Origin of the sequence: Kribbella sindirgiensis, assembly GCF_004331435.1 — a bacterium.
Lineage (GTDB): Bacteria > Actinomycetota > Actinomycetes > Propionibacteriales > Kribbellaceae > Kribbella > Kribbella sindirgiensis.
Genome location: NZ_SJKA01000008.1, coordinates 107,340 through 132,868, shown reverse-complemented (window position 1 = coordinate 132,868; position 25,529 = coordinate 107,340). Strand labels below are relative to the sequence as shown.

The 25,529-nt window shown below is 67.7% G+C and carries 22 protein-coding genes; 13 read left to right on the top strand and 9 right to left on the bottom strand.

Features of this window, described 5'->3' with window-relative positions; genetic code table 11:
• Positions 1-73: 73 nt before the first annotated feature.
• Positions 74-733, top strand: coding sequence for an ArsR/SmtB family transcription factor (locus E0H50_RS23975; RefSeq protein WP_131292296.1), 660 nt, complete (start codon positions 74-76; stop codon positions 731-733).
• Positions 734-750: 17 nt separating this feature from the next.
• Here the strand turns inward: E0H50_RS23975 and E0H50_RS23970 are convergent, their stop codons facing one another.
• On the bottom strand, positions 751-1,104 hold the full coding sequence (locus E0H50_RS23970) for an ArsR/SmtB family transcription factor (RefSeq protein WP_131292294.1): 354 nt from the start codon (positions 1,102-1,104) through the stop codon (positions 751-753).
• Positions 1,105-1,175: 71 nt separating this feature from the next.
• Here E0H50_RS23970 and E0H50_RS23965 point away from each other — a divergent pair, with 71 nt between their 5' ends.
• A complete protein-coding gene (locus E0H50_RS23965; protein ID WP_131292292.1) occupies positions 1,176-2,552 on the top strand; it encodes an FAD-dependent oxidoreductase in 1,377 nt (458 codons plus the stop codon).
• Positions 2,552-3,778 (top strand): MFS transporter, encoded by a 1,227-nt coding sequence (locus E0H50_RS23960; RefSeq protein WP_131292290.1) that lies wholly within the window; start codon positions 2,552-2,554, stop codon positions 3,776-3,778. Before E0H50_RS23965 ends, E0H50_RS23960 begins: the two co-directional genes overlap by 1 nt.
• 7 nt (positions 3,779-3,785) lie before the next feature.
• Here the strand turns inward: E0H50_RS23960 and E0H50_RS23955 are convergent, their stop codons facing one another.
• The 3 genes from E0H50_RS23955 to E0H50_RS23945 are packed head-to-tail and all read right to left on the bottom strand — an operon-like array spanning position 3,786 to position 7,111.
• On the bottom strand, positions 3,786-4,511 hold the full coding sequence (locus E0H50_RS23955; RefSeq protein WP_131292288.1) for a cation diffusion facilitator family transporter: 726 nt from the start codon (positions 4,509-4,511) through the stop codon (positions 3,786-3,788).
• Positions 4,508-4,888 carry an ArsR/SmtB family transcription factor gene (locus tag E0H50_RS23950; RefSeq protein WP_131292287.1) on the bottom strand — a complete coding sequence of 127 codons (381 nt, stop codon included), beginning with the start codon at positions 4,886-4,888 and terminating at the stop codon, positions 4,508-4,510. Before E0H50_RS23950 ends, E0H50_RS23955 begins: the two co-directional genes overlap by 4 nt.
• A gap of 60 nt (positions 4,889-4,948) precedes the next feature.
• On the bottom strand, positions 4,949-7,111 hold the full coding sequence (locus E0H50_RS23945) for an ATP-binding SpoIIE family protein phosphatase (protein ID WP_131292285.1): 2,163 nt from the start codon (positions 7,109-7,111) through the stop codon (positions 4,949-4,951).
• 155 nt (positions 7,112-7,266) lie between these two features.
• Here E0H50_RS23945 and E0H50_RS23940 point away from each other — a divergent pair, with 155 nt between their 5' ends.
• Entirely contained in the window at positions 7,267-8,256 is a 990-nt protein-coding gene (locus E0H50_RS23940; protein ID WP_131292283.1) for an aldo/keto reductase, read from the top strand.
• 51 nt (positions 8,257-8,307) lie between these two features.
• Positions 8,308-10,236: an acyl-CoA dehydrogenase family protein gene (locus E0H50_RS23935; RefSeq protein ID WP_131292281.1), complete on the top strand. Its 1,929-nt coding sequence runs from the start codon at positions 8,308-8,310 to the stop codon at positions 10,234-10,236.
• On the opposite strand, the gene E0H50_RS23930 is transcribed toward E0H50_RS23935, so the two are convergent.
• Entirely contained in the window at positions 10,237-13,464 is a 3,228-nt protein-coding gene (locus tag E0H50_RS23930; protein ID WP_131292279.1) for a hypothetical protein, read from the bottom strand.
• 95 nt (positions 13,465-13,559) lie between these two features.
• On the opposite strand from E0H50_RS23930, the gene E0H50_RS23925 reads away from it, so the two are divergent.
• From E0H50_RS23925 to E0H50_RS23915, 3 genes are all read left to right on the top strand, one after another.
• Positions 13,560-14,198, top strand: a complete 639-nt coding sequence (locus E0H50_RS23925; RefSeq protein WP_238151173.1) for a DUF2461 family protein — start codon at positions 13,560-13,562, stop codon at positions 14,196-14,198.
• Entirely contained in the window at positions 14,195-15,082 is an 888-nt protein-coding gene (locus E0H50_RS23920; protein WP_165547271.1) for a phosphotransferase, read from the top strand. Before E0H50_RS23925 ends, E0H50_RS23920 begins: the two co-directional genes overlap by 4 nt.
• 476 nt (positions 15,083-15,558) lie before the next feature.
• A complete protein-coding gene (locus tag E0H50_RS23915) occupies positions 15,559-16,596 on the top strand; it encodes a hypothetical protein (protein ID WP_131292273.1) in 1,038 nt (345 codons plus the stop codon).
• 327 nt (positions 16,597-16,923) lie between these two features.
• On the opposite strand, the gene E0H50_RS43900 is transcribed toward E0H50_RS23915, so the two are convergent.
• Positions 16,924-17,118 (bottom strand): hypothetical protein, encoded by a 195-nt coding sequence (locus E0H50_RS43900; protein ID WP_238151188.1) that lies wholly within the window; start codon positions 17,116-17,118, stop codon positions 16,924-16,926.
• A gap of 75 nt (positions 17,119-17,193) precedes the next feature.
• Between E0H50_RS43900 and E0H50_RS23905 the strand changes: the two genes are divergently transcribed.
• Positions 17,194-17,541, top strand: coding sequence for an alpha/beta hydrolase (locus tag E0H50_RS23905; protein ID WP_131292269.1), 348 nt, complete (start codon positions 17,194-17,196; stop codon positions 17,539-17,541).
• Between the two features lie 5 nt (positions 17,542-17,546).
• Here E0H50_RS23905 and E0H50_RS23900 read toward each other — a convergent pair whose 3' ends face one another.
• The gene (locus tag E0H50_RS23900) at positions 17,547-17,789 is read right to left on the bottom strand and encodes a hypothetical protein (RefSeq protein WP_131292267.1); all 243 of its coding nucleotides are present in this window, start codon (positions 17,787-17,789) and stop codon (positions 17,547-17,549) included.
• Positions 17,790-17,899: 110 nt separating this feature from the next.
• On the opposite strand from E0H50_RS23900, the gene E0H50_RS23895 reads away from it, so the two are divergent.
• The gene (locus E0H50_RS23895; protein ID WP_202868302.1) at positions 17,900-19,315 is read left to right on the top strand and encodes an alpha-amylase; all 1,416 of its coding nucleotides are present in this window, start codon (positions 17,900-17,902) and stop codon (positions 19,313-19,315) included.
• Here E0H50_RS23895 and E0H50_RS23890 read toward each other — a convergent pair.
• Positions 19,312-20,643, bottom strand: coding sequence for a phospholipase D-like domain-containing protein (locus tag E0H50_RS23890; RefSeq protein ID WP_165547270.1), 1,332 nt, complete (start codon positions 20,641-20,643; stop codon positions 19,312-19,314). The genes E0H50_RS23895 and E0H50_RS23890 overlap by 4 nt on opposite strands.
• A gap of 111 nt (positions 20,644-20,754) precedes the next feature.
• On the opposite strand from E0H50_RS23890, the gene E0H50_RS43080 reads away from it, so the two are divergent.
• From E0H50_RS43080 to E0H50_RS23880, 3 genes are read left to right on the top strand one after another with little or no spacing between them, the layout of a single operon-like run.
• Positions 20,755-21,258, top strand: a complete 504-nt coding sequence (locus E0H50_RS43080) for a peptidase inhibitor family I36 protein (RefSeq protein WP_165547269.1) — start codon at positions 20,755-20,757, stop codon at positions 21,256-21,258.
• A gap of 19 nt (positions 21,259-21,277) precedes the next feature.
• On the top strand, positions 21,278-21,871 hold the full coding sequence (locus tag E0H50_RS23885; protein ID WP_131292261.1) for a hypothetical protein: 594 nt from the start codon (positions 21,278-21,280) through the stop codon (positions 21,869-21,871).
• A 53-nt stretch (positions 21,872-21,924) separates the two neighbouring features.
• Positions 21,925-24,741: an AfsR/SARP family transcriptional regulator gene (locus E0H50_RS23880; RefSeq protein ID WP_131292259.1), complete on the top strand. Its 2,817-nt coding sequence runs from the start codon at positions 21,925-21,927 to the stop codon at positions 24,739-24,741.
• Between the two features lie 4 nt (positions 24,742-24,745).
• Here the strand turns inward: E0H50_RS23880 and E0H50_RS23875 are convergent, their stop codons facing one another.
• Positions 24,746-25,516, bottom strand: coding sequence for a MerR family transcriptional regulator (locus E0H50_RS23875; RefSeq protein ID WP_131292257.1), 771 nt, complete (start codon positions 25,514-25,516; stop codon positions 24,746-24,748).
• Positions 25,517-25,529: the final 13 nt, after the last annotated feature.

Here is a 25,529-nt window from a genome sequence, read left to right as displayed (position 1 = left end):
CTACTTGAATAAGACGCCGGACTCTGGGTTATTGTCAAGAGAAGACTTGAATATGCTGGTCGGGAGGCTGGGCATGGGTGATCACGCGGCGAAGGCGCGACTGTTCGACGCTTTGTCCGAGGTGGCGAAGGCGTTGGCGAACGGCCGCCGGGCCGAGCTGATCGACGTGCTGGCCCAGGGGGAGCGATCGGTCGATGAGCTCGCTGCCGAGATCGGACAGACCGTTGCGAACACCTCGCACCACCTGCAACGGCTCCTGCGCTCCGGACTCGTCCGCACTCGCCGGTCCGGAACGCACATCTACTACGCGCCGGCGAGTCCGGCGGTCGTCGCGTTGTGGGTGTCGCTGCGGGCGGCCGCCGAGGAGCATGTCGCTGGACTCGAGCAGCTCACGCGGGACTATCTCGGTGACCGTACGGCGCTGCAGACCATGACCCGCGATGAGTTGACGACGCGCCTGCGGACCGGCGATGTCGTCGTACTCGACGTCCGGCCGGCACCGGAGTTCGCGGCTGGGCACCTGCCTGGTGCGGTCTCGTTGCCGATTGACCAACTGCGCGAACGTCTCGGTGAGGTCCATGGCGGCGACGATGTGGTCGCGTACTGCCGTGGTCCGTACTGCGTGTACGCCGACGAGGCCGTTCGGATGCTCAGCACTGCCGGCCGAGCTGCATACCGTCTTGAGGACGGGTTTCCGGAGTGGTCGTTGGCGGGCCTGCCGGTCGAACGTTAGCCGCGCCTCGGCGCCGGTCAGAGGCCGGCGGCTGCGGGTGCGGACAGCAAACTGGAGAGCCAGGTCAGGCGCTCAGGCAGCGGCCAGTAGTAGACCCAGGTGCCGCGACGCTCGCAGTCGACCAGGCCGGCCTCGCGGAGAACTTTCAAATGGTGCGAGATCGTCGGGCCGCTCACCTCGAAGTGCGGCGTGATGTCACAGACGCAGATTTCGTCGCCGGCCGAGGCGATGATCGACATCAGCCGGAGCCGGATCGGGTCCGCGAGGGCCTTGAAGACCGCGGCGCCGTCGGCCGCTTGCGCCGGGTCAAGGGCGGCCTCGGAGATCGGCGTGCAGCAGCCGGTGAGCACCTGCAGCTCCTGTTTCGACATATGTCTATCTTGACTCTTATCGAATCAAGAGGCAATCTGCTGATTAGATGAACTTCTAGACAGCACGGAGGATGATCGTGACAGAGCCGGTGGTAGTCATCGGAGCAGGCCCGGTGGGACTGGCCGCGGCGGCGCACCTGGCCGAACGCGGAGTCGAGTTCCGGGTTCTGGAGTCGGGTCCGAGCGTGGCTGCGGCGATCGACGAATGGCGGCACGTCAAGCTGTTCAGCCCGTGGCGCTACGACATCGACGACGCCGCGCGCCGGCTGCTCGAGCAAGGCGAGTGGACCGAGCCCGACCTGGACGCGTTGCCGACCGGCGGCGACCTGATCGACGAGTACCTGGCCCCGCTGGCGAAGACGCTCGGCGACAAGGTCCAGTACGGCGCTGAGGTGGTCGCAGTCACCCGCGTCGGGTACGACCGTATCCGTACGGCGGGCCGTGAGTCGGCACCGTTCCTGGTGCGGCTGGCGGACGGGGAGGAGATGATCGCGTCGGCGGTGATCGACGCGGCCGGTACCTGGCGGCGGCCGAACGTTCTCGGTGCGTCGGGCATCCCGGCGCGCGGCGAGGCCGAGGTCGCGGACGCCATCTCGGCTGCGCTCCCGGACGTCCTCGGGCGCGATCGTGAACGCTTCGCGGGTCGGCGTACGGCCGTTGTGGGCGCTGGGCACTCGGCGGCGACGACGCTGCTGGAGCTGGGTGAGCTGGCCGAGCATGAGCCGGGAACGGAAGTCATTTGGGTCGTTCGTGGCACGGACCAGGCGCGGACGTACGGCGGCGGCGAGGCCGACGAACTGCCTGCGCGTGGCGCGTTGGGCGCCCGGTTGAAGAAGCTGGTGCAGTCGGGGCGGGTGCAGCTGGTGAGCAGCTTCCGGACCGAGTCGATAGGGCGTACGGCGGACGGCCGCGTGGCGCTGACGGCAGGCGACCAGCAGGTCGTTGTGGACACGGTGGTGAACTCCACCGGGTTCCGGCCGGACCACGCCATGGTGGGTGAGTTGCGGCTCGACCTGGACCCGATCCTGGGCTCGACGCGGGCGCTGGCGCCGTTGATCGACCCGAACAAGCACTCCTGCGGTACCGTCCCGCCGCACGGCGTCGACGAGCTGACGCACCCGGAGCCGGGGTACTACGCGGTCGGTGCGAAGTCGTACGGCCGGGCGCCGACGTTCCTGCTGGCGACCGGGTACGAGCAGGCTCGCTCGGTCGTCGCGGCGCTGGCCGGTGACTGGGAGGCCGCGCGGGACGTCCAGCTGAACTTGCCGGAGACCGGTGTGTGCTCGTCGAACCTGGCGTACGGCGACTCCGCCGACGAGGCCGCGGGTGGCTGCTGCGGCCCGGCCCCGGTCAGCATCGAGGCCCCGGTGACCCGCGGGCTGGCGACCGGGATCAGCGGTGGCCTGCTCACAGTCGTCGAGGCCGAGCAATCCGGCTGCTGCAACTGATGACCACAACTCCAGGTCTGACCACCAGCGCGGCGGTCAGACCTGGACGGCTGGTCGGAGTGCTCGCCGTCACCCAGACCGTCGGGTACGGCGTGCTCTACTACGCCTTCAGCGTGATCCTCGGCCCGATGAGCAACGACCTGGGAATCTCACACACCACGGCCGCCGGCGCGCTGACGATCGCCGTCCTGGTGGCAGGTCTGTTGTCGATACCGGTAGGACGCCGACTGGACGCCCGCGGCGGGCACGGGCTGATGACGGCCGGATCGATCATCGGGTCGCTGGCCGTGCTCGGGTGGTCGCACGTCCACAACGCCGTCCAGTTGTACGCCGTGTTCGCGCTGATCGGTGTGGCGTCGGCGATGGTGCTGTACGAGCCGGCGTTCGCGGTGGTCGTGGCGGCCACAGAGCCTGCACGGCGGGCGAAGGCGCTGCTGGGGATCACACTCGTCGCGGGGTTCGCGAGCTCGATCTTCATCCCGCTGACCGGTCGGCTGGTCGACCGGATCGAGTGGCGGCAGACCCTCGTCGTACTGGCGATCGCGCTCGCGCTGACCGTCCCGCTGCACGGCTTCGGGCTGCGGCACGTCTCCGCTGCTGGACATCACGAGCGACGGTTGCGGGCATCGCCGGCGTGGGTTCTGCGGGATCCCGCGTTCTGGTTGCTCGCAGCAACGTTCGTCCTGCACGGTGCGGCGCTGGCCGTGATCGCCGTACATCTCGTGCAGTACCTGATCAGCCTCGGCCACCCGGCCGTGGTTGCCGCGACCCTTGCCGGCCTGCTCGGGCTGCTGTCGGTGACCGGCCGGGTCGTCACCACCCTGTCCACGAGATGGTTGCCCATGGCGACGATCGTCGGAATCGTCCTCGTCGGTCAAGGTGTGGCGATGTCGCTGCTGCCCGTCGTGGGGCGCGACCTGCCCGGAGCGATCGCGTGCCTGGTGCTGTTCGGTCTCGGTTTCGGGGTGGCGTCGATCGCGACTCCCGTGATCCTTCTCGAGAGGTACGGCGCGACCGGGTACGGCACGATCGCGGGCACGCTGGCCGCGCCGATCCTGATCGCGAAGGCCACCGCACCGCTGGGCGGGGCGCTGCTCGCCGCCGCGCTCGGGTACCGAACCCTGGTCCTGCTGGTCGCAGCATCCTGCGCGGTCGCGGGTCTCCTCCTGTTCCTCACCCAGCGGCTGCCTGTGGAGGCGCGGTCAGAGCAGGGTCTTTCAGTATGACCGCGGCTCAGTCGCAGCAGCCGTCGCTGCAGGTGCCTTCGCCGCAGCTGCAGCCCGCAGGGCCTGTGCTCGCGATGGGGGAGCAGCAGCCTTCGCCGCGCCAGGCCTCGATGCCCTCCCGTACGGCGACCGCGGCGATGACGAGGCCCGCGATCGGGTCGGCCCAGCCCCAGCCGAGGGTCGCGTTCAGTACGAGACCGATCAGCAGGACAGCGGACAGGTACGTACAGAGCAAGGTTTGCGTCGAGTCCGCGACGACAGCGTTCGAGCCGAGGGCTTTGCCGGTACGGCGCTGCGCCCAGGACAGGAACGGCATGACGATGAGGGAAGCGATCGCGAGCCCGATACCGACCGGCGACGTGTCAGGGTCGGAGCCGGTGATCAGGGTCCGGATCGACTCGAAGGCGACGTACGCGGCGAGCCCGAAGAACGAGAACGCGAGCAGCCGCAGCGCCTGCCGCTCCCGGGTTTCGGGAAGCCGGTGACGGAACTGCCACAAGATGATCAGCCCGCTGGAGACCTCGACGACCGAGTCCAGCCCGAAGCCGACCAGCGCGACGGATCCCGCGACCAGGCCGGCGCTGATGGCGATGACGGCTTCGATGACGTTGTAGGTGACCGATGCGCCGGCGAGCAGTTGAGCGCGACGGCTCAGCTTGCGGCGTTGCTCGGCATCTGTGGTCCAGGTGCTCGGGGGAGTAGGCGATATGTGCAGGGGCTGCGGCTCGCTCATCCCTGTGCCTCCACGCCGTAGACCGGGCAGAGGGCAACCGCGTCGCCGGTCAGACCGAGCAGTTCCTCGGCCGCCGACAGCAACCGCATGGTCGCTTCGGGGTGGGTCAGGCTGAACAGAGAGGCCCGGCCTTGCGGCCGCGAGTCCACGAGGCCGCAGTCCCGCAAGCAGGCAAGATGCTTGGACACCGTCGACTGGGCCAGGCCGAGATGCTCGGTCAGATCGACCACGCGGTGCTCACCGAGCGCGAGGTGCCGCACGATCGCTAGCCGGGACGCGTCGCTGAACCCGTGGAACAGGCAGGCCGCCACGCTCAGCGCGGCCGACTCGTCACCGTGCTCCAGCGTCGCATCGACCGGGTCCACTGTTATCGCCATATGACGATGCTAACGCCTGGTAGTGCTGATTGGAAGCCGGAGCGGACTGGAAGCCTGCAGTCATTGGTCGTCTTCTGCCGGCAGGTGGCGTCGCATGTGGATCGTCGTACCGGATGGGGTTCTGTCGACGTCTACCGAGTCTGTGAGGTTCCGGATCAGGGTCAGGCCGAGGCCGCCGGTGTGGCCGGTTGGGGTTCGCCAGTGGCCGTGGTCGCGGACGGTCAGTTCGACGGTGCCGTCGACGAGTCGTGCCTCGACCTGCATGTCGCCCGGTGACGTGCCGTACGCGTGGCTGACGGCGTTGCTGCAGGCCTCCCCGCAGGCGATCTCGAGCTCGCCGGCGATCTGGGCGTCGACGCCTGACTCGCGGAGCCAGCGGCGTAACGCGTGCCGTACTTGAAAGAGCATGCGTGCCTCGGCCGGTACTTCGAGCACCAGCGGTCTACCGGCCAGCACCAACGGCTGGAGCGCAACGAGTGCGATGTCGTCGGCGACCTGGTCGAGGTCCGGGAGGGTCGAGAGGAGATGGTCGCAGAGCGCTTCGAGGTCGGATCGCGCGACCGCGGATGCTTCGGCAAGCAGCCGGTCGAGGCCGTCCTGGATCGACCGTGTGCGCTTCTCGACCAGCCCGTCGGTGTAGAGCAGCAAGGTCGCTCCGGGCCGCAAGTGCAGCGTCGCCTCGGTGTAGTCCCATCGCGTGAGTACGCCGAGCGGTGGGGCCAGCCCGCCGTCCAGGTACCGCGCGTCCCCGTCGTCGATGAGGAGCGCGGGCGGATGGCCGGCGTTCGTGAACCGCATCGTGCCGTTGTCCGGGTCGTACAGGACGTAGAGCAAGGTCACCATCTCGGCCATGGGCAGCTCGCGAACCAGGTCGTGCAGGCCGTTCATCACCGCGACCGGTGCCGGATCGTGGACGGCGTACGCGCGGACCGCCATCCGCAGCTGTGCCATCGCCGCCGCGGCCTGCAGACCGTGCCCGGCGACGTCGCCGATCACGAGACCGATCAGGCCGCCGCGCAGCTGAATCACGTCGTACCAGTCGCCGCCGACATGCAGGTCCGCGGTCGCCGGTAAGTATCGGGCAGCCACTGCCACGCCGGGGATGGCCGCCAACCGGTCCGGGAGCAAGCTCCGTTGCAGGGTCTCCGCGATGTCATGCTCGCGCTGAGAACGTGCCTCCTCCAGGGTCAGCTGTTGCTGGGCGGCGTGCCGGTGCAGGATCTCGCGGCGCAGGCGGTCGTTGGTTGCGGTGAGCTGCGCCGTACGGGTCTTGACGCGCTCCTCCAGGTCGGAAGCCGCGGACATCAGCGCGCGAGCAAACCCCACCCGCTCGGTCACGAGCGCGGCGAGGAAGAACGACGTGAGCGCGACGGTGGCATTGAACGCCTGGAGCGTCAGCATCTGCTCCAGCAGCGACTCACCCGCGTAGGGTCCGAGCTCGTGGGTTGCCGACCAGGTCGCGATCAGTGAGGCGATCAGCGCGGCAGGAGCGGCACCGCGTAACTGCAGCCGCCACGAGGCCCAGCCCAGGCACGGCAGCACCAGGAACAACAGGGCCAGGTCGGTGGACGCAGTCCACAAGGCAAGGGCCGAGGTCAGTACGAGGATTGCCGCCGCCTCGAGCCAGCGCACGGCCGTCCACGGCTCGAGCTCCCAGAACAGTGGGATGCAGAGAAGGAACGGCGCGACGGCGAGAACGCCCATCGCGTCACCGGTCCACCACACCACCCACGCACCGGCCAGCCCACCGGTTCCTTTCGAGGAAATGAGCGCGATGGAGCCGATGGTCGCGCTGATCGTCATACTCCCCAGCGCACCGAGGAAGACGATCGCGAGCGCATCACGCCACCGATCCAACTGCCGGCGGAACCCGACGCGGTCGAGGACGTACGCCGCCACCAGCGGCGCGAGTGTGTTGCCCACGGCGGTGAACAGCGCGGGTACCGGGCCGGCGCTGATCGGCAGGTTCACGGCCAGAGCCGCGACTGCGACAGCCGGCCACATCGACCTTCCCAGAACCAGGAACGCTGCCAGCGCGATGCCGCTGGGCGGCCACAACGGCGTGACGTTCCGCTCGACCAGCGACAGGCCCAGCCCCAGACGTGCACCGAGATAGTAAGCCGCACCGACCAGAACAAGGGCCGCGGCAGTATGCCCCAGATCCGCTGGCAGACGCAGCCCGAATGCCTTGGAGCTCCAAGGAACCCCCTCGCGCCCACCCATGGCTCATAGCACGCTGGAAACCGCCCTACGTCAAGCCCGGAACGCGGTGCACTCAGCGGGGCGAGGGAGGTACTGGTGGTACCTGGAACGGCAGAGACTCCCTGCGCACGTGGTGCGGGTCTACGGTCGCGGCAGCGAACTGAGGAGGAAGAAGCATGCACACGCGTACGCTCGGCCAAGGGCTGGAGGTTTCCGCGGTTGGGCTCGGCTGTATGGGGATGTCGCAGAGTTACGGGCCGAACCCTGGTGATCGCGACGACATGATCGGTGTCATCCGGTACGCCGTGGAGTCTGCCGGCGTGACGTTCTTCGACACGGCTGAGGTGTACGGGCCGTACGTCAACGAGGAACTGGTCGGCGAGGCGCTGGCGCCGGTGCGGGACCAGGTCGTGATCGCGACCAAGTTCGGGTGGAACATCCAGGACGGCCGGATGGCGGGGACGAACTCACGTCCCGAGCAGATCCGGCGGGTCGCGGACGAGTCGCTGCAGCGGCTCGGGATCGACGTGATCGATCTGTTCTACCAGCACCGGGTCGACCCCGACGTACCGATCGAGGACGTCGCCGGTGCGGTCGCCGAGCTCGTGCGGGCCGGCAAGGTCCGGCACTTCGGGCTGTCCGAGGCCGGTGCGGAGACGATCCGCCGGGCGCACGCCGTACATCCGGTGACGGCTGTGCAGAGTGAGTACTCGCTGTGGACGCGGGACCCGGAGCCGGAGGTGTTGCCGGCGTGCGCGGAGCTCGGGATCGGGTTCGTGCCGTTCAGCCCGCTGGGCAAGGGCTTCCTGACCGGCACCGTGAGTACGTCGACCGAGTTCACCGCCGACGACATCCGCTCGCGGGTCCCGCGCTTCGAGGCGGGCAATCTCACCGCCAACGAGGCACTGGTCGCCTACGTCCGCGCCCTCGCCGAGCCGAAGGGTTGCACGCCCGGCCAGATCGCCCTCGCGTGGCTGCTGGCGCAGCACCCGTGGATCGTCCCCATCCCCGGAACCCGTCGGCGTCCGCGGGTCGACGAGAACACGGCCGCGACCCAGATCGCGCTGTCGGCCGACGAGATCGCCGACCTCGACGCGCTGGCCGCTCGGATCGGCGTCCAGGGGGACCGTTACAACCCAGCAGGCATGGCCATGGTCGGACTCTGAGTTTTAGGGTACTAGCGGGTAGTAGGAGTCCTCGGACGAGGAGGGATACCCGTGACGGCACAAACCCGGCAAGTTGGCGAGCGCGAGGCCCGAGAGGTCGCGGAGGCGGCCCGGGAGACCGAGTGGACCCGGCCGAGCTTCGCCAAGAAGCTGTACCTCGGCGACTTCGACCTGTCGCTGATCCACCCCCAACCGCACGCCGTCGCGGCGGACGACGCAGCACGCGGTGACGAGTTCATCGCCCGGTTGGCGGCGTACTGCGAGACCCTCGACGGCCTGCTGATCGAGCGGGAGGCGAAGATCCCGGACGAGTACGTGCGGGGACTCGCGGAGCTGGGGACGTTCGGCATCAAGATCCCCACCGAGTACGGCGGCCTGGGCCTGCCGATGTCGTACTACGGCAAGGCGCTGATGCTGGTCGCGTCGGTGCATCCGAGCGTCAGTGCGCTCGTCTCCGCGCATCAGTCGATCGGTGTGCCGGAGCCGGTGAAGATGTTCGGGACCGACGAGCAGAAGCAGCGGTTCCTGCCTCGGTGCGCGGCCGGCGCGGTGACCGCGTTCCTGCTCACGGAGCCCGATGTGGGTTCCGACCCGGCCCGGCTCGCGTCGACCGCGACGCCGACGGACGACGGTACGGCGTACCTCCTGGACGGCGTGAAGCTCTGGACGACGAACGGTGTGATCGCCGAGCTGGTCGTGGTGATGGCCCGCGTACCGGAGCAGGACGGCCGGCGGGGTGGCATCAGCGCGTTCGTGGTCGAGGCCGACGCGCCGGGAATCACGGTGGAGAACCGCAACGCCTTCATGGGGCTGCGCGGGATCGAGAACGGTGTCACCCGTTTCCACCAGGTCCGGGTGCCGGTCGAGAACCGGCTGGGTCGGGAGGGCGACGGCCTGCGGATCGCGCTGACCACGTTGAACACCGGCCGCCTGTCCATCCCGGCAACGACCACGGCGGCGGCCAAGTGGTGCCTGAAGATCGCGCGGGAGTGGTCCGCGGAGCGCGTCCAGTGGGGCCGGCCGATCGGGGCCCACGCGGCCGTGGCCGAGAAGATCTCGTTCATCGCGGCCACCACGTTCGCGCTCGAGGCGGTACTCGACCTGTCGGCGAACCTGGCCGACGCGGGCACCAAGGACATCCGGATCGAGGCGGCGCTGGCCAAGCTGTGGGCCAGCGAGATGGCCTGGCGGATCGCCGACGAACTCGTGCAGATCCGCGGCGGACGAGGCTACGAGACCGCCGACTCGCTCGCGGCCCGCGGCGAACGGGCAGTGCCGGCGGAGCAAATCCTGCGGGACCTGCGGATCAACCGCATCTTCGAGGGCTCGACCGAGATCATGCATCTGCTGATCGCCCGGGAAGCGGTCGACGCGCACCTGTCCGCGGCCGGCGACCTGGCCTCACCGGACGCCGACCTCCAGGCCAAGGCCCGGGCCGCGGTGAACGCGAGCGGGTTCTACGCCAAGTGGCTGCCGCAGCTCGCCGTCGGCAAGGGCTCCGATCCCAGGTCGTACCGTGAATTCGGGCCGCTCGCGAAGCACTTGCGGTACGTCGAACGCTCGTCGCGCAAGCTCGCGCGGCAGACGTTCTACGGGATGGGGCGCTGGCAGGCGAAGCTCGAGTACCGGCAAGGGTTCCTGGCCAGGATCGTGGACATCGGCGCCGAGCTGTTCGCGATGGCGGCCTCCTGTTCGCGCGCCGAGACGCTCCGCGGCCAGGACGCCGGCCGGGGCGAGTCGGCGTACGAGCTGGCGGCGGTGTTCTGCGAGCAGGCGCGGCTGCGGGTCGACCACCTGTTCGATCAGCTGTGGAGCAACACGGACGACGACGATCGACGGTTGGCGCGGCAGGTGCTCGACGGGAAACACAGCTGGCTGGAGGCCGGCATCGTGGATCCGTCCGAGGGAACCGGCCCGTGGATCGCCCAATGGCAGCCGGGCGAATCCACTACCGGCAACAAGTCCCGCCGCTACCGCTGATCAAGACACGAGTGAGGTCTGAACCGCGAGGCAATACGCTCTGATCAAGGGCGGCGTGGTGGCGGCGCTGTGGGCGGCGCGGGACAGCTCGGCGATGACCCAGTGGTCACCGGCCATCGCCTTCAGTTGCTCGTCGAGGGTCGCGTCTGGGATCGCCAGCAGTTCCGTCAGCGCCGCCTGCAGCTTCTGGCGTGCCAGCAGGATCTGGCGGGCGTTGTAGCGACCGAAGTTGCGGTAGGCAACGAAGCTCGCGGTATCGAAGAACTGGTTCAGGGTCGACTCCCGCGGATAGGTCGGGTACCGCTCGTGGAAGGCGAGCAACGCCGCGGGCATCTCCTTGGCCAGGCCGGGCTTGGCGTACCAGAGGACACCGACCGGGGTCTGGCCGGTGAAGGACCCGGCACCCTTGGTGAAGAACCCGATGTTGACGGTCCGGGGCGAGTACGCCGGGACGCGCGAACCGCTCGGCGCCGCCCGGAGCGGGTCGAGGCTGATGTCGATCCGGATGTCGCACTCGCTCGGGGCGATCGCGATCGCTTTGCCGAGCGAGCTGGTCGCGTCACCTGGACCGGAGTCGGCGTCGACGCAGACGATCTCGGTGATCTCGGGGATCCGGAGCAGCTCGACGAGTCCGGTGTTCTCCCAGTGGCCGCCGTCGGTGAGGTAGAGGTAGGGGTCGTCGAGGTCGTGGACCCCGAAGAACTCCTTGAACAGATAACCGAGCCCGGTCCGGGGGTACGCGAGGTCCGGCTCGTTCGCCAGACCGGCGGCTTCGAGCTGAGTGATGAAGCGTGGGTTGGCGATCCACACGCCGAGCCGGATGTTGAAGAACGCCAGCAGCATGCTGGTCGGACCGATCTGGTACCGGCCCATCGCGGGGGAGACCGCGGCGCTGGAGATGGCGACCGCCATCATCGTGGTGATCCGCTTGTGCATCTTCTGCCCGAGCCGGTCGAGCACTCGGGTCGATGCGGCGAACTGCAGCGTGTTGCCGCGCCCGTCCTGCGGCAGATGCAGGATGGTCCGCTCCGGGTCGAACGTCACACTCAGCGCCGGAGTGCCGTACCGGGTGCGGACCGCCCGCGAGGTCACCGTGCTCGTCGTGCACACCACCAGCGGCGTACGCACCGCTGTCGTGTCGTAGTTGAAGGCGGACAGGCCAGGTTCACGCTTGGCGTCGGGAGTGCCAGGGACATCGTTGTCGTACGGCTGCACCCGGAGCTCGCCCGGCGTCTGCTCGGTCCGGTACGTCGCGTACGCCAGCCTCAGCTTGCCCCGGTAGAAGGGCGCCAGCGACCAGCTTTCCGAGCTGGGTCCAAGCAGCACAATGGTCAGCAGCACGAGTGCGAGAACCCAGTTCCAGCCGGATCGCCAGCTGAACAGATCATCCCCGGACCACGTCACCTCGTACTTGGCCGCGGTCCAGGTCGCCAGGGCCGTCACACCCAGCCCGACCACAACGAAGGCAATGCCGCCGAGCATGGGCGCGAAACGCGCAGCCGGCTTCCTGAGAATGCGCACGACCGAACCGACGACACCGGCACTCGCACCAGCTGTCGCGACCAGCGTGGCGAACGACAGGTGGGCGACAGCGCCGACCAGTTCGACGAAGCCCCACAGGGCAAGTGCGAGCAGCGCCCCCAGGGCGAACGCGCCGTACGACGCCCGCTTCAGTGTCTGCAGTATGACCCGTGCCCATTTGTTGGTCTGGGCGTACCCGACGAGGAACCGGCCGGCCAGGACCCAGAGCATCAGGACGGCGAATCCGGCGCCGAGGAAAATGAGCCCGGGGAGCGAGAGCGAATGGTTCTTGACGAGTTGGTGCATCGCCTCTTTCGGCAGGACGCCGCTCCGGTCCGTGAAGTTGCGCAGGGCCCAGCCCAGGGGCCGTGTGATCGCCCAGAGCATGCTCGTCAGCACGATCACGTTGACGGTCAGCCCTGCGATCACGGTCGCGAAAACGGCTGGACGGTACGACGCCTTGGTGGACGTCTGGTTGCTGTCGGGACCGGCTTGCCTGGTCGCTCTCGCCGCCGCCGGATCGGTGTCGGAGCCCCGAGGCTGGTTCGACCCGAGGTACCCGAGGTTGTCCACCAGGTGGCGCTCTTCGGGAGTGAGCCATCCGTTCTCCTGCTGCTGCCACGGACGTGGTGCCAGTTCGCGGAGTTGCGCCCGTGCGGTGGTCTCGGTGTCGGTCGCCGGCAGGCTGGATCGCGAGATGCTCCAGCCGGCCGCCATATTCGATCCACCCGACACAGCGGTGACCGCGCGCGCACCGGACCAGCTCAGGACCTGATCGTCGAGCGCCTGGAGTGCGCCGAGGCTGATCGACGACGCCCGGATCCCGCCGCCGGACAGGGCGATGCCGTACTTCGCCTCTCCTGGCGGGGGCGCGGTGCGTTGCATCTGGTTGCCCTCCGGGGCTTGCTCGGCCTCTTCCGGCGTGCCCGCCTTCGGCTTCATGCCGGCCGCCTTCTGCGCGTATTTCGGCAGCGCCCACGAGGCGAGCCTGACCCAGCGCGGCGTGGACCACCACGCGAAGGCACCCGCCGCGCTGTAGACGACGGCGACGACGAGCAACGCGAACTTGGCCCAGGCGAAGACCGCTACGAACCTCCAAGGCCCGTTCGACGATCCCGCGGTGAGCATGAGGACGTTCTCGAAGATGTCGAAGACGCCCGCGACGACGACGGCGATGACCACGGTGGTACGCGCCCGCCGTAGCAGTGGGAGCCGGAAGTACATGCCTGTCCAGGACGCCAGCAGGCCGAGCAGGAAGACGTACGAGACGATGAACCAGAAGTCCTGCTGGACGGCCTTCGTGAAGAGCGGGTCACACGCGCAGGCTGTCCACGCCTTGCTGCTGCCGGCGAGTTCGAGTTGGACGATCGATCGCGTCTGACCCTTGAGGCTCGCCAGGTCGCCGAAGTGCGCGGCGACCACAGCGCCCAGGATCAGGGCGCCCCAGCGCAGTCCGGCGTGCCAGTTGCGCTGCATGCGAGTGGCCGTGAAGACGGCGACGCCGCTCAGCGCGACGGCGATCAGGAGGAGCACGACCCAGACTGCCTGCGACGAATCGTTGTCTCCGGCACGGTCACCGAGAAATACGACGGCAAGCACGATGACGGCGACGCCTGCCAGCAGGAACCCGACCCGCCGCCAGTAGTGAAAGGAAACTCTCGTGTCCGATGTGAGCCCGTCGGCCGGCGGATCCTGAAGAATCCCCATGTGCTCCACCTCCGCTTCTCTCGCCCATAAGAGGCTCGTGAACGGCAGCTGATACGGCGCCTGGAGGTGCGTATTCAATCGTTATGCTGCGTTGGGTGAGTGGGACGTTCGAGGGTTGGCCGCGAGAGGCGTTCGATGTGCTGCTCAGGCTCGAGGGGGAGCCATCCGCCGAGGTGCGGCGGGAGTGCCGGCGGGAGCGGGAGGAATTGGTTCGGCAGCCGATGATCGAGCTGCTGAATGCGGTGGCGGACGCGGATTCGGCGTACGAGGACTTCTCGGTCTGGGGGTACGGCGAGGTGTTGCTGAGGGCCTGGCAGCGGCAGAGCGCGATTGTGCGGTTGGCCCGGAATGTCGAGCTCGGGGTGCGGTTCGATCTGGACGGGTTGGAGGTTTGCGTGGCGTGGTGGTACGCGCCGCCGGCGCAGATCGAGCGTTATCGCGCCGCCGTTGCGGACGACGGTTCCGGTCCGCGTTTGGTGGCGATTGCGCGGAAGCTCGAGCGGGAGGGATTCGTACTCTCGGGCGAGCTGCTGAAGCGGCCGCTGCGAGGTTATCCGGTTGATCATCCGCGGGCGGAGCTTTTCCGGCACAAGTCGGTGATCGCGACCCGCTCGCTCGGCTGCGAGGAATGGATTCACACGCCCGCCGCGGCGGATCAGGTGCTCGCCGCCTTCTCCCAGTTGCGCCCGTTGGCCCGCTGGCTGGTCAAGAACGTCGCGGAGGTGAGGCCGTGACGGAGCACAAGATCGAGTTTCGGTCCTCGGAGAATCCGTGGGCGCCGACCGCGGTCATCGAAGAGGTGAACGCTCGCACAGGCAGCGGACTGGTGCTGACCGGGCTGGCCGATCAGGACGGCGGTTCCAGCAGCGCCGCGTTCGTCGCGTGGCCGGACGGGCGCGAGTCCGCGATCACGCGCACTCGTACGTCGTTGGCGGTGATGCGGCAGACGGCGCGTGTGCTGAACGAGGTCCGCAGACGAGGCCTGCCTGTTCCGGAGCACCAGTTGGTCCTTGAGCTTTCGGACGGGTACGTCGCTGTCGTGCAGGAGAGGTTGCCTGGCCGTCATGTGAGTGCGCTGGACGCGACCACGGCGGCGTCTTTCGTCACGATGAACAACCGCTTCGCCGGGCTGCTCCGTCATGATCCACAGGTCCCGCGGCCCAGGGCCTTCCCGGATGCCGACGGCGTGTTCGAGCACACCGTCGGCCGGCTCGGGAAGCGTGGCAGGCGGCTGTTGGCGCGATTGCTGGAAATTGACGGCGGGCGGCCGTTCCGGATGCAGGGCGATGATCTCGTGCATACCGACTACACACCAGGCAACGTGCTGTTCGACGCCGACGGCAACGTCACCGGCGTCGTCGACTGGAACACCGGCGCCGTCCGCGGCGATCGCCATTACGCGCTCCTCGGCCTGCACTGGGGCAGCATCGGCCGAACGACAGTCGGCCCGGAGGAACTGAAGGTAGTCGAGAACGAACTGGCCCACCTCACCCCAGCAACAAGACGCAGCTACGAGGCCCACTGGATGGTCGACCAAGTCCACGAGTCAGTCCTCAAAGCCTTCCCACCAGAACGCGTCGAGACCGACGTGGCCCGAGCGGAGAAGTTCCTCGGCTGAGCATCCGATTGATCAAGCAAATGCATCCCCGAGGCTCGTCCTGCCGGTGATCAACCCGATCCGGGATCAGGGAACAGGCAATGGTGGGTGGGCACCCGGTATTGCCTGTCGCCAGTCACCATTGCCTGTTCCCGGTTGCCGCTATCGATCGGGTGCATCGAGTCGTGGGTCTGTCGCGATCTGCGAGTTTGTTTCCCCGCTGTTCAGGTTTCGCGTCTGGACCGGGCGCGGAGCAGACCACACCTGCCTACCCAGTTTCCTGATTCTCCGAGAATAGCCGCGATAACCGTGGAACAATTGTTTCAAGTACCAATTTTGAAAGCGCGGTCTTTACAGTTTGTGTCGCCGGGTGCACTCTGACCTTGTCGAGTGGGGGAGACATGGACGGGGATCAGGGGCAGCCGGCTGCTGGGCAAGTTCCGGTTGTGGGCGAAGAAGCGGGCAAGCCGAGGAAGGACCGCAAAAAGCTCTCGGCGATGGCATGGACGCAGATCGGCGCGGTGGGTGTGGGGTTGCTGCTGACCGCCGTCTATTCGGTGGCGGCGAGCGGAATGAGTTGGAGGAACCTGTCGGCGTCAGTGATGATCGCCGCTGCCGCACTGAGCGTCGGTGCGCTCTTCGGGCTCCTGTTCGGTGTGCCGCGGAGCCTCGCCGTCGCCCAGAACGCTCAGGCCGATGCATCCGTGCCCTCCATCGGCGCCAATACCAACCTGGAGCGGATCTCGGACTGGCTGACCACGCTGATCATCGGAGCGACGTTGACTCAGCTCGGGACCGTCAAGGACGGAGCCGGCCGTCTGTTCACAGGACTCGCGCCCGCGGTCGGCGGTCAGGCCGGAGCTAGCGCCTTCGCCGGGAGTGTCGTGATCTACTTCGCCGTTCTCGGGTTCCTGATCGGATGGCTGTACGCGAGACTTCGCCTCGGACTGAAGATGAGTGCGACGGACGCACTGCTGGGACTGTCGCGTCGTGCAGAGAGCGCTGGAGACTTCGGTACTGCGCAAGCCGCACGGGATGCCGCGATGAACATCACCCAAGCAACCACGGGCGCTGTCCGGGCGAGTTCCGGACCGGACATCGGCGGGATCGCGGACAAGTACGACGAACTGCGGGCGACGCCGGCGAGTCCACGACGGACGGGTCAGATGGAAGATCTCGTACGCCAGGCGCGTGCCATGGCGAAGTCGGGAGACTTCAGCCCCCAGGACGTCCAGAGTATGTTCGCGCTCGGTACGCCAGGCCGCCGGGTCATGGCGCTCGCGCTCATGCGATGTGACATCCATCTGGCCGACTTCGCTTCGGTGCTGCAGGCGATTCAGGACTCGCAGTCGGCGTTCGAGCAGTACCAGGGCCTGATGGTTGCGAACATGATGCTCGGCTCACTGTCGGCGGATGAACGCAGGGCACTCAAGGAAGCACTCGACAATCCAAGGGTCAACTCCCGCTGGTCTCAGGACTCCGCACGTCAGTCTCTGGCCAGGACGATCAGCGGCCGCCTGTCCGAGACACCCTAGACATTCGGACTTGCCGTGGGGGTGTGGGGTGTGCCGGTGGTGCTGATTGCGGGTGGGCCTGGGCAGTCTGGTGTTGACAACGCGGTTGTTGCGGCCGGTCTACTGCCTGATGCTGTGCTGGATCGGTTCGATCTGGTGGGGTTCGATCCGCGTGGGGTCGGGCGTTCCCAGCCCATGCGGTGTGAGCACGCCGACACCGGTACGCCGATGTTCCCCGATCTCCTGACTCACGCGGGGTACGCACGCGCTGCCGGTGTGATGCGCGGGATCACGGAGGCCTGTCCGGATAGCGGCGCGCGTACTCCGCCTGGGCCAGTCGGCACTCACCTACCTCGGAAGCGTCCTTCGATCAGTTCGCGGCCTGGGCTGGTCGAACGGCGCGAAACCCGGGGCCTCGATCCAGGTCGCGCCCGGGGCGGTCGCCTTCGAGCCCAGCGCCGCGGCGCAAGCGGCCTTGTGCAGTACGACGGCGACGGCCGGTTCGGGCATGTGCGGGGGTTCGTCGTCGATCTGGTTCACCACGCACAGGAGTCGCCGATCCCGAGCGGGCGGCCGGGTGACGACGTACCGACGTAGGGCGTCGATGTCGTCGATGCTGTGGTGGCGTCGCTGTACGACGACGCGCGCTGGCCCGATCTCGCCGATGGACTGGGGGAGGCCGCGGACGGCGACTCGGGCACGGGGCCGACGGAGAGTGAGAGCCGGGCGGCTGGTGCCCGGTTCTCCAAGGAGTACCCGCTGTTCGTGGTCGGTACCCGTCGCGACCCCGCGACGCCGTACGCCGGTGCCGTCGCGATGGCCGCGAGTCTGGGTAACGCGGAGTTACTGACCTGGGAGTGTCAAGGGCACACCGCAGTCGGTCGCAACGACTGCATCAACCGGTACGTCGCCGACTACCTGGCGTCGCTGACGGTCCCGCCGCGCAACACCCGCTGCGCAGCGTAAGCGGATCAGGCGTCGGCCTGGCCGAGGGAGTGGAGTTTCGAGAACGGAGCGGCGACCCTGAGGAGTCGTCCGGCGCCGAAGTCGATGACGACCGTGCCGTCAGTCTCAACTGAGTGGACGCGGCCGAGTCCTTCTCTGTCGTGGGAGACCCGCTCACCGACTTCGTAACTCTTGAGCGAGTCAGAAACCTGGGCCTTGAAAGGACTGGTGGAGAGGTGACGACGCGTCGTCGCGCGATAGGGCAGCATCAGGCCTCCAGTATGCGCCGTTCCGGGCGACTGTGCGACACGGGAACCCCTCGGACTCGCCGGACCGCGTGGTTTGATGAGGAGGCCCACCGCCCCGAGGGAGTCCGATGATGCGCAAACTGCTGGGTCTGTCGATGGCCGGGTTGAGTGGGGCGACTGCGCAGGCGGCGCCGGCGGGGGAGCGGGACGTGATCGTCCAGTTGTTCGAATGGAACTGGACGTCGGTCGGTCGGGAGTGCGGCCAGGTGCTCGGCCCGAAGGGGTACGGCGCCGTACAGGTCTCGCCTCCGCAGGAGCATGTCGTGCTGCCGGGGTCCGGGTATCCGTGGTGGCAGGACTACCAGCCGGTGAGCTACAAACTCGACAGCACGCGTCGCGGGACCCGCGGCGAATTCGTTGCCATGGTCAACAGTTGTCACGCGGCCGGCGTCAAGGTGTACGTCGATGCCGTGATCAACCACATGACCGGCGGCTCGTCGGGCGGCACCGGCAGCGCGGGGTCGTCGTACACGCACTACGACTACCCGGGGACGTACCAGACGCAGGACTTCCATCACTGCGGGCGCAACGGGAACGACGACATCGTCAACTACGGCGACCGCTACGAGGTGCAGAACTGCGAACTCGTCGACCTCGCCGATCTGGCCACCGACACCGACTACGTGCGCGGCCGGATCGCGGCGTACCTGAACGATCTGCTGTCGATCGGCGTCGACGGGTTCCGCCTGGACGCCTCCAAGCACATGCCCGCCGCGGACATCGCCGCGATCAAGTCGCGGTTGTCGCGTCCGGCGTACCTGTATCAGGAGGTCATCTACGGCGCCGGCGAGCCGATCACTCCGGACGAGTACGTCGGGAACGGCGATGTGCTCGAGTTCCGGTACGGGAAGGATCTCGCGAAGATCTTCAACACCGAGCGGCTCGCCTACCTGAAGACGTTCGCGGAGCCGCTGGCGTCGGATCGTGCTGTGGTGTTCACCGACAACCATGACACCCAGCGCGGCAGCGGCGTACTGACGTTCCGCGACAACGGGCGCTACGCGATGGCGAACGGCTTCATGCTGGCCTGGACGTACGGGACGCCGAAGGTGATGTCGAGTTACGAGTACACGTCGAACGACCAAGGACCGCCGTCGACCGGCAGCGGGCAGACGGTCGACACGACGTGCTTCAGCAACCGCTGGCGGTGCGAGCACGAGTGGCGGGTGATCGCCAACATGGTCGGCTTCCACAACGCCGTACGAGGGACCGGCGTGACCGAGTGGTGGGACAACGGCAACGACGCGATCGCGTTCGGGCGTGGCGGCAAGGGCTACCTGGTCCTCAACGACGAGAGCACGGCGCTCACCGGCCGGAGCTTCCACACCCAGCTTCCGGCCGGCGTGTACTGCGACGTCTTCCACGGCGACTACGCGGCCGGCAGTTGCAGCGGTCCGACGTACACCGTCGACTCGTCGGGCTGGTTCCGCGCCGACATCGCACCCACCGACGGCCTCGCCCTGCACGCTGCGGCGCGGGTCAGCTAGCAGTTGAACTCGAGATCGTCCGGGTCGGTCGTCTCGTACTTGCTCGTCTGCCAGGTGATGGCCGCGGCGGCGCGGATCTTGAAGAAGTGCTCCTTGAACTTGTCGTGCACACCCGCGTCGGTGATCCGCAGGATGATGTCGTCGTTGTGGAACGGCGACTTCTTGTTGAGGTTGTGGCTGCCGGTGAACACGACCTTCTGGTCCCCGTCGCCGTTGTAGTTGCCGTCGATCAGGATGTTCTTCTCGTGCGTACCGCACTGGTGCTCGCTGAACTCCCGCACCTCCGGCCCGTGGTACTTGCCTGTCGGAGCGCGCAGCATCCCGCCGCGGAGCGGCCCGTCGGCGGCCTGGCTGACCTCCGTGCCGACGACGTCGACGTAGCAGCCCTTGTTGTCGAGCGTGAACAGCTCGGCGGCGACGGCGGCCCCACCGCCCTTCGCGATCTGCGCCGCGGCGACCCGGACGATGGTCCGATGCTCGTTGTCGCTGGTGCCACCCGTCTTGTTACCACCGCATTCCACGTTCTTCAGAATGTTCGCGAACGTCACGTTCTCGTCCGACTCCGGACGCGGCGAGACGTACAGCTTGTACTTCTTGTTCTCCGTCGGCGCGTGCATGTTGTTGAAGTAGCTGTAGTAGTCGGCGTTGCCGGCGCCGGCGTTCTTGAGGTCGGTGAAGTAGGTCTGGTACTTGTCGTACAGCCATTTGCCGTCGTCGCCCATCGCGGTGAAGGCGGTGTTCCACATGTACGGGCCGGAGCTCTTGTTGAGGTTCGAGCTCGTCTGTACGACCACGTTCGACTTCCCGCCGGTGCTGCTGAAGAGATAGAACTTGTTGTGCATGATGTGGTCGCCCATGCACGAGGTCTTCTTGTTCTTGTCGGAATCAGCGCCGTTGCCGCAGTCCTTGATCCACGACGTCTTGCCGTCGCCGAACTTCTTGATGGCCTTCTCGACGTCCTTGTACGGCTGCTTGTCGGTGTCCTCGGCGTCGACGATCACCCGCACCTTCACATGATCGTCCTCGATCTTCTGCACGAGGGCGTTCGCGACCTTCTGGTCGTTGAACCGGTACGACGCGATGGTGATGTCCGAGTTCTCCTGAGCGCCCTCGATCAGGTTCGTCAGGTAGTCACGGATGCGGTACTGCTGGTATTCCGCCGGGACGCCCTTCTCCGTACCGTCCGGATTGTTCTCCACGAACACCGTGGGCGAGTCGGGCGCGTCGTCGTCCTTCCCCGGGTCCTCCGCGCTGGCGGTCTGACCGCCTCCGCCGTACACGAGTGCGCCGGCCGTCGCGGCGATCACGAGTCCTTTGAGCAGTTTCATACCGGCGACGGTAAGTACGCCGGTTATGCGCCGGTTATCGCGCCGGGATAACGCGCGCATAGCCACTCTTCCTAGCGTCGTGGCATCAACCATCCAGGAAGAGGAGTTGTGATGGGCACGCGATGGGTGCTGATCTCGGCGGCGACCGCCGTGCTGATGGTGGGCGGTGTCAGCGCGACCGCGATGGGGCCGCCGGTGAAGACAGGAACCGAGACCGCGCGGGAGAAGGACTGCCGGGCGACCGCCAACAGTTTGCCGAGCAGCAACAACCACATCTATCTGTACACCGAGGAGAACTGCGACAAGGCCCACGGCGCCAAGGACGATTCCGGGGAAGACCGTGACCACGGCGACGCCGAGGGTCAGATCCAGAAGTGGGACAACAAGGCGGAGTCGCTGATCAACCACAGCGACGCGACCGTGGAGTTCTACACGCGCCCCGGGTGGAGCGACAAGGGCGATCGATTCTGCGTCCGCCCCGGGCACTACGTCACGAAGCTCAAAATGTACGGCGACGGCAAGGACGAAGCGGGCAACTGGAACAACAGCATCAGCTCGCACCGAGAAGTGAAGCCGGACAAGTGCAAGCGCTTCTTCGGCTGGCTCGTCAAATAGACTCGAGGGGATAACAGACATGCGTTCACGCACGATGGCACGACTTTGGGTGGGGCTGACCGCGCTGGCGGTATCGGCGAGCGGTGCGCTGATGGCGAACGCCGCACCACCTGACGAGCGAACCACCTCGCAGCAGGCCCGGTTCGCGACACAGGCTCGCAGCGCTGGGCTCACCGCGGCTCAGGCCAAGGAGCTGCAACGCAAGGTCGACGATCGGATGGCGCAGATCAAGGTGCCCGTTCACCAGGTCAGCTTCAACCAGATCATGGCGGACGACGGAAGCGCCAGGCTCACCCTCGGCGCTCCGGGAGCCGCGGCGCCACGGAACATCCTGTGCGACGACGGCAACCTGTGCCTGTGGGCCGGCGACTACTACGACCACGAGCGGCACGACCTCTTCTACTGCCGCTTGTACAACCTGGCGGACTGGGGCTTCAACGACAGACTCACGTCGTACATGAACGAGCAGTCGAAGGGAACCCGGGCCAGGTTCTACAACTGGCAGGGCGGCAAGTGGGTCCAGAAGTTCACCAGCGTTGCGCCGCACCAGGACCCCGATCTGGGGCGTTGGCAGGGACTGAACAACATGATCGACGCGGTCCGGCCCTGCTAGTGGCCTGAGCCCAGCGCCCGGGGGAGGACCCGGTCGTCGCCTAACCTGAAGTGATGGTCGGGGACGGGGTGGAGATCCGGGTGCTGGGCCCGGTCGAGGTGATGGTCGGAGGGAGACCGGCGAGCCTCGGGGGTCAGCGGGCCCATCAGGTGCTGGCCGCGCTGCTGATGGAGGCCGGCCGGGCGGTGTCGGCCGACGAGCTCATCGATGCGGTGTGGGACGAGAGTCCGCCGGCTTCGGCGCGGACGCAGTTGTCCATTCAGGTGTCTACGTTGCGGCGGGCGTTCGTGGATGCCGGGTGTGAGCGCGAACTGATCGAGACGACACCGCACGGGTACCGTCTGAACGACCAGGAGGTTCGGATCGACCTGGCAGAGGCCGAGCGGTTGCAGGCCGAGGCGCAGGCTGCGGGTGATCTTGAGGACGCGGCTGATCGGTTGCGGGCTGCTTTGGCGCTGTGGCGTGGTACGGCGTTGCGGGACCTGTCGACGCGGGCGCTGAGTGCTAGTGCCCAGCGGGTGGCTGAGCTGCGGCTGACGATCGCTGAGCAGTTGTACGACGTGGAGTTGGCGCTCGGGCGGTACCGGCAGGCGATCGCGGAGCTGAGCGCCCTGGTCGCCGAGCAGCCATTGCGCGAACACCTGCGGGCCCTGCTGATGACGGCCCTGTGGCGCTCCGGCCGCCCCGCGGAGGCCCTCGAGTGCTACCGCGAGGGCCGCGACCTCCTCGTCGAGGAACTAGGCATCGAGCCCGGCCCCGAACTCCGCGACCTCGAATGCGCGGTACTAGCCGGAACAACCCCGGACGAGCCACGGGACGAGGGGCGGGGGAGGGTTGTGCCGGCGGAGTTGCCGTTGGGGGTGCCGGGGTTTGTGGGGCGGGGGGCGGCTATCGGTCGGCTTCGGGAGGTGTTGGGGGGTGTGCGGGTGCGGCCGGCGCCGATTGCGGCTCTTGCGGGGCCTGGTGGTGTTGGGAAGTCGGAGCTTGCGGTGCATGTCGGGCATCTGGTTGCCGATGCGTTCCCGGACGGTCAGCTGTACGTCGACCTTCGCGGATCCACTCCGGATGTCGCGCCTCTGGAACCCGCCGAGGTGCTGGGACGGTTCCTGCGTTCGCTCGGCGCCGCCGACGGGACTGTACCGGCGGACACCGACGAGGCAGCCGCCCGCTTCCGCTCGATGACGAACGACCTGCGGCTCCTCGTGGTGCTCGACAATGCCTCGGACGTCAGCCAGGTCGAACCGCTGATCCCGGCCGGGCCGGACTGCCGCACCATCGTGACCAGCCGCCGGATCCTGGCGGCGCTGACCGGCGCCGTTCACGAACCGCTCGAGGTCCTGCCCGAGGAAGACGCGATCGCCTTGCTCGCCCGCCTGGTCCAGCGGGTCGACCTGGCCGATCCGGAGCAGCGCCGGGCCGCCGCAAACGTCGTACGGCTCTGTGGCGCCCTGCCGCTCGCGGTCTCGATCGCCGCGTCCCGGCTGACCTCCCGTCCGTCGTGGACCTTGCCGACCTTGGCCGACCGGCTCGCGACCACCGACCACGGAAGCCGGCGGCTGAGTGAGTTGCAGACCGAGGACCGCGGCGTGCGGGCAAGTTTCCAGGTCAGCTACCAGGAACTCGACGATCGGCAACAGCGGCTCTTCCGGCAGATCAACCTCTTGGACGCTGCCGACGTGGGCATTCCGGTTGCCGCGGCCTTGGCGAACACCAGCACCAGCACCGCCGAGGACCTGCTCGAGAGCCTGGTCGACATGCAGCTGCTCGACAGCCACGCGCCAGGCCGGTACCGGGCGCACGACCTGCTCCGGCTGTTCGGCCGCGACCGTGCGCGTGCAACGGACGACGACGCGAGTCGCGCAGCCGCCGTCTGGCGGGCTCTGCACTGCTATCTGGCGACTTCGCGGACCGCATGCCGACTGCTGAACGCCGATGCCGCGTGGCGGACCGAGGCCGGACCCGCGACCCTCCCGGGCGTCGGTGTCGAACTCCGTGATCGCGACGAGGTCTACGCGTGGCTCGATGCGGAGGCCGACAATCTGTCCGCGATCGTCCGCCAGGCTGCCGGAATGGACCCGGGGCTGGCGGCTGCGATCGGCTCGGCGGTTGGTCTTGGGCTGACTTTGCGCGGGCGGCATCGCGACCGACTCCGGCTCGGTGAGCTGGTGCTGGCTGCGGCCGTCGAGCCGTTTCACACGGCGGTTGGGCACGAGAACATCGGGGCCGCGCTGCTGCGCTGGGGAGACAACAGCTTCGCGCTCGAGCACCTGTCGCGGGCGTTGTCCGCGTACCGGGAGGTCGGCAACGAGGCTGGTCAGGCGGTTCAGCTGGCTTCGATGGCGTCGGCGTACCGTCTGCTCGGTCGGCATGACGAGTCGATCGCTCACTCGCGCGCGGCGATCGAGCTGAACCGGCGCAATGATCGGCCGACCGCATTGGCTGACTCTCTGACCAGCCTCGGGTTGACCTATCGGCACGCGGACCGGCCCGCGGACGAGGTCGCCGCGCATACCGAGGCGTTGGCGATCGCCGAGTCGTTGGACGAGATGAACTGGCTGGCGAACATTCTCTGCAACCTGGCCGAGGCGACCCGGCTGGCTGGTCGGCCTGCTGAGGCGCTTGCTCACTTCGAGCGTGCGCATGCGGCCAGCCGGCGGTCCGAAGCGACGCAGACGCTTCTCGACGCCGAGATCTGGTGGGGCCTCGGCCGGACGCAGGCCGATCTCGGCGCACCCGGCACCGCCCGCGACTGCTGGCGCCGGTCCGCGGCGATCCTGCACGAGCTCGGCCTGATCTCAGCCGCCGAGCGACACGAGATCGCCCACGCCGACACCCCGTCCGCCCCGGACCTGATCGACCGAAACACCTGACCACTTACAGCCGGTCGGTAGGTATCCGCTCGATGCGGGTCCAGCCTTTCCAGCCGCGTTGTTCCAGGAGGGTGATGATTCGTTGGGCCTCCGGGGCGGCCTCCAGCATCGCGGTGTCCATCAGGCGTACCAGGTCGTCGTCGAGGCCGTAGGAGCCGGCGGCACCTGCCTGTACGGCGGCGATCATCATGCTCTCGATCAGGTCGACCATCTCGATGATTCGCGGGTCGTCGGCCGCCGCGTCGAGGGTCTCGTTGACGAGGCGGTACAGCTTCACCGTGTCCGGGTGCTCCAGCGCCTGGTGCTTCTGCACGATGACGTCGTCGACGAGGTGCGGGACCTGCGCCGCGATCATGATCCAGGCGTCCCGCTCGAGCACGATGTAGCGCTCGTCCATGCCGAGTTCGCGGAGGCGGTCGAGGTAGTCCACCACACTGGCCGGAAGCGCGAGATGCTCGCCCGCGGCGAGCCTGGCGAGGCGTTTGCGGGTGTCCTGCAGCCGCCGGATCTCGGCGCGTAGTTCCTTGTCGATCTTCTCCACGCCGTCGCTGAACTCTTCCGGCGCGGCGTCGAGAAGCTCCTGGACGCGGGCGAGCGGTACGCCGGCACCGGCGAGCGTGTGGATCTGGATCAGGCGCACAACCGCGCCGGCGTCGTACGCCCGGTACCCGGAGTGGTCGCGTCCGGGCTCCGGCAGCAGGCCGATCTTGTGATAGTGCCGCACCGCGCGCACCGTCACCCCGGCGTACGTCGCCAGCTGGCTGATCGTGAGCATGGGTCCCAGCCTG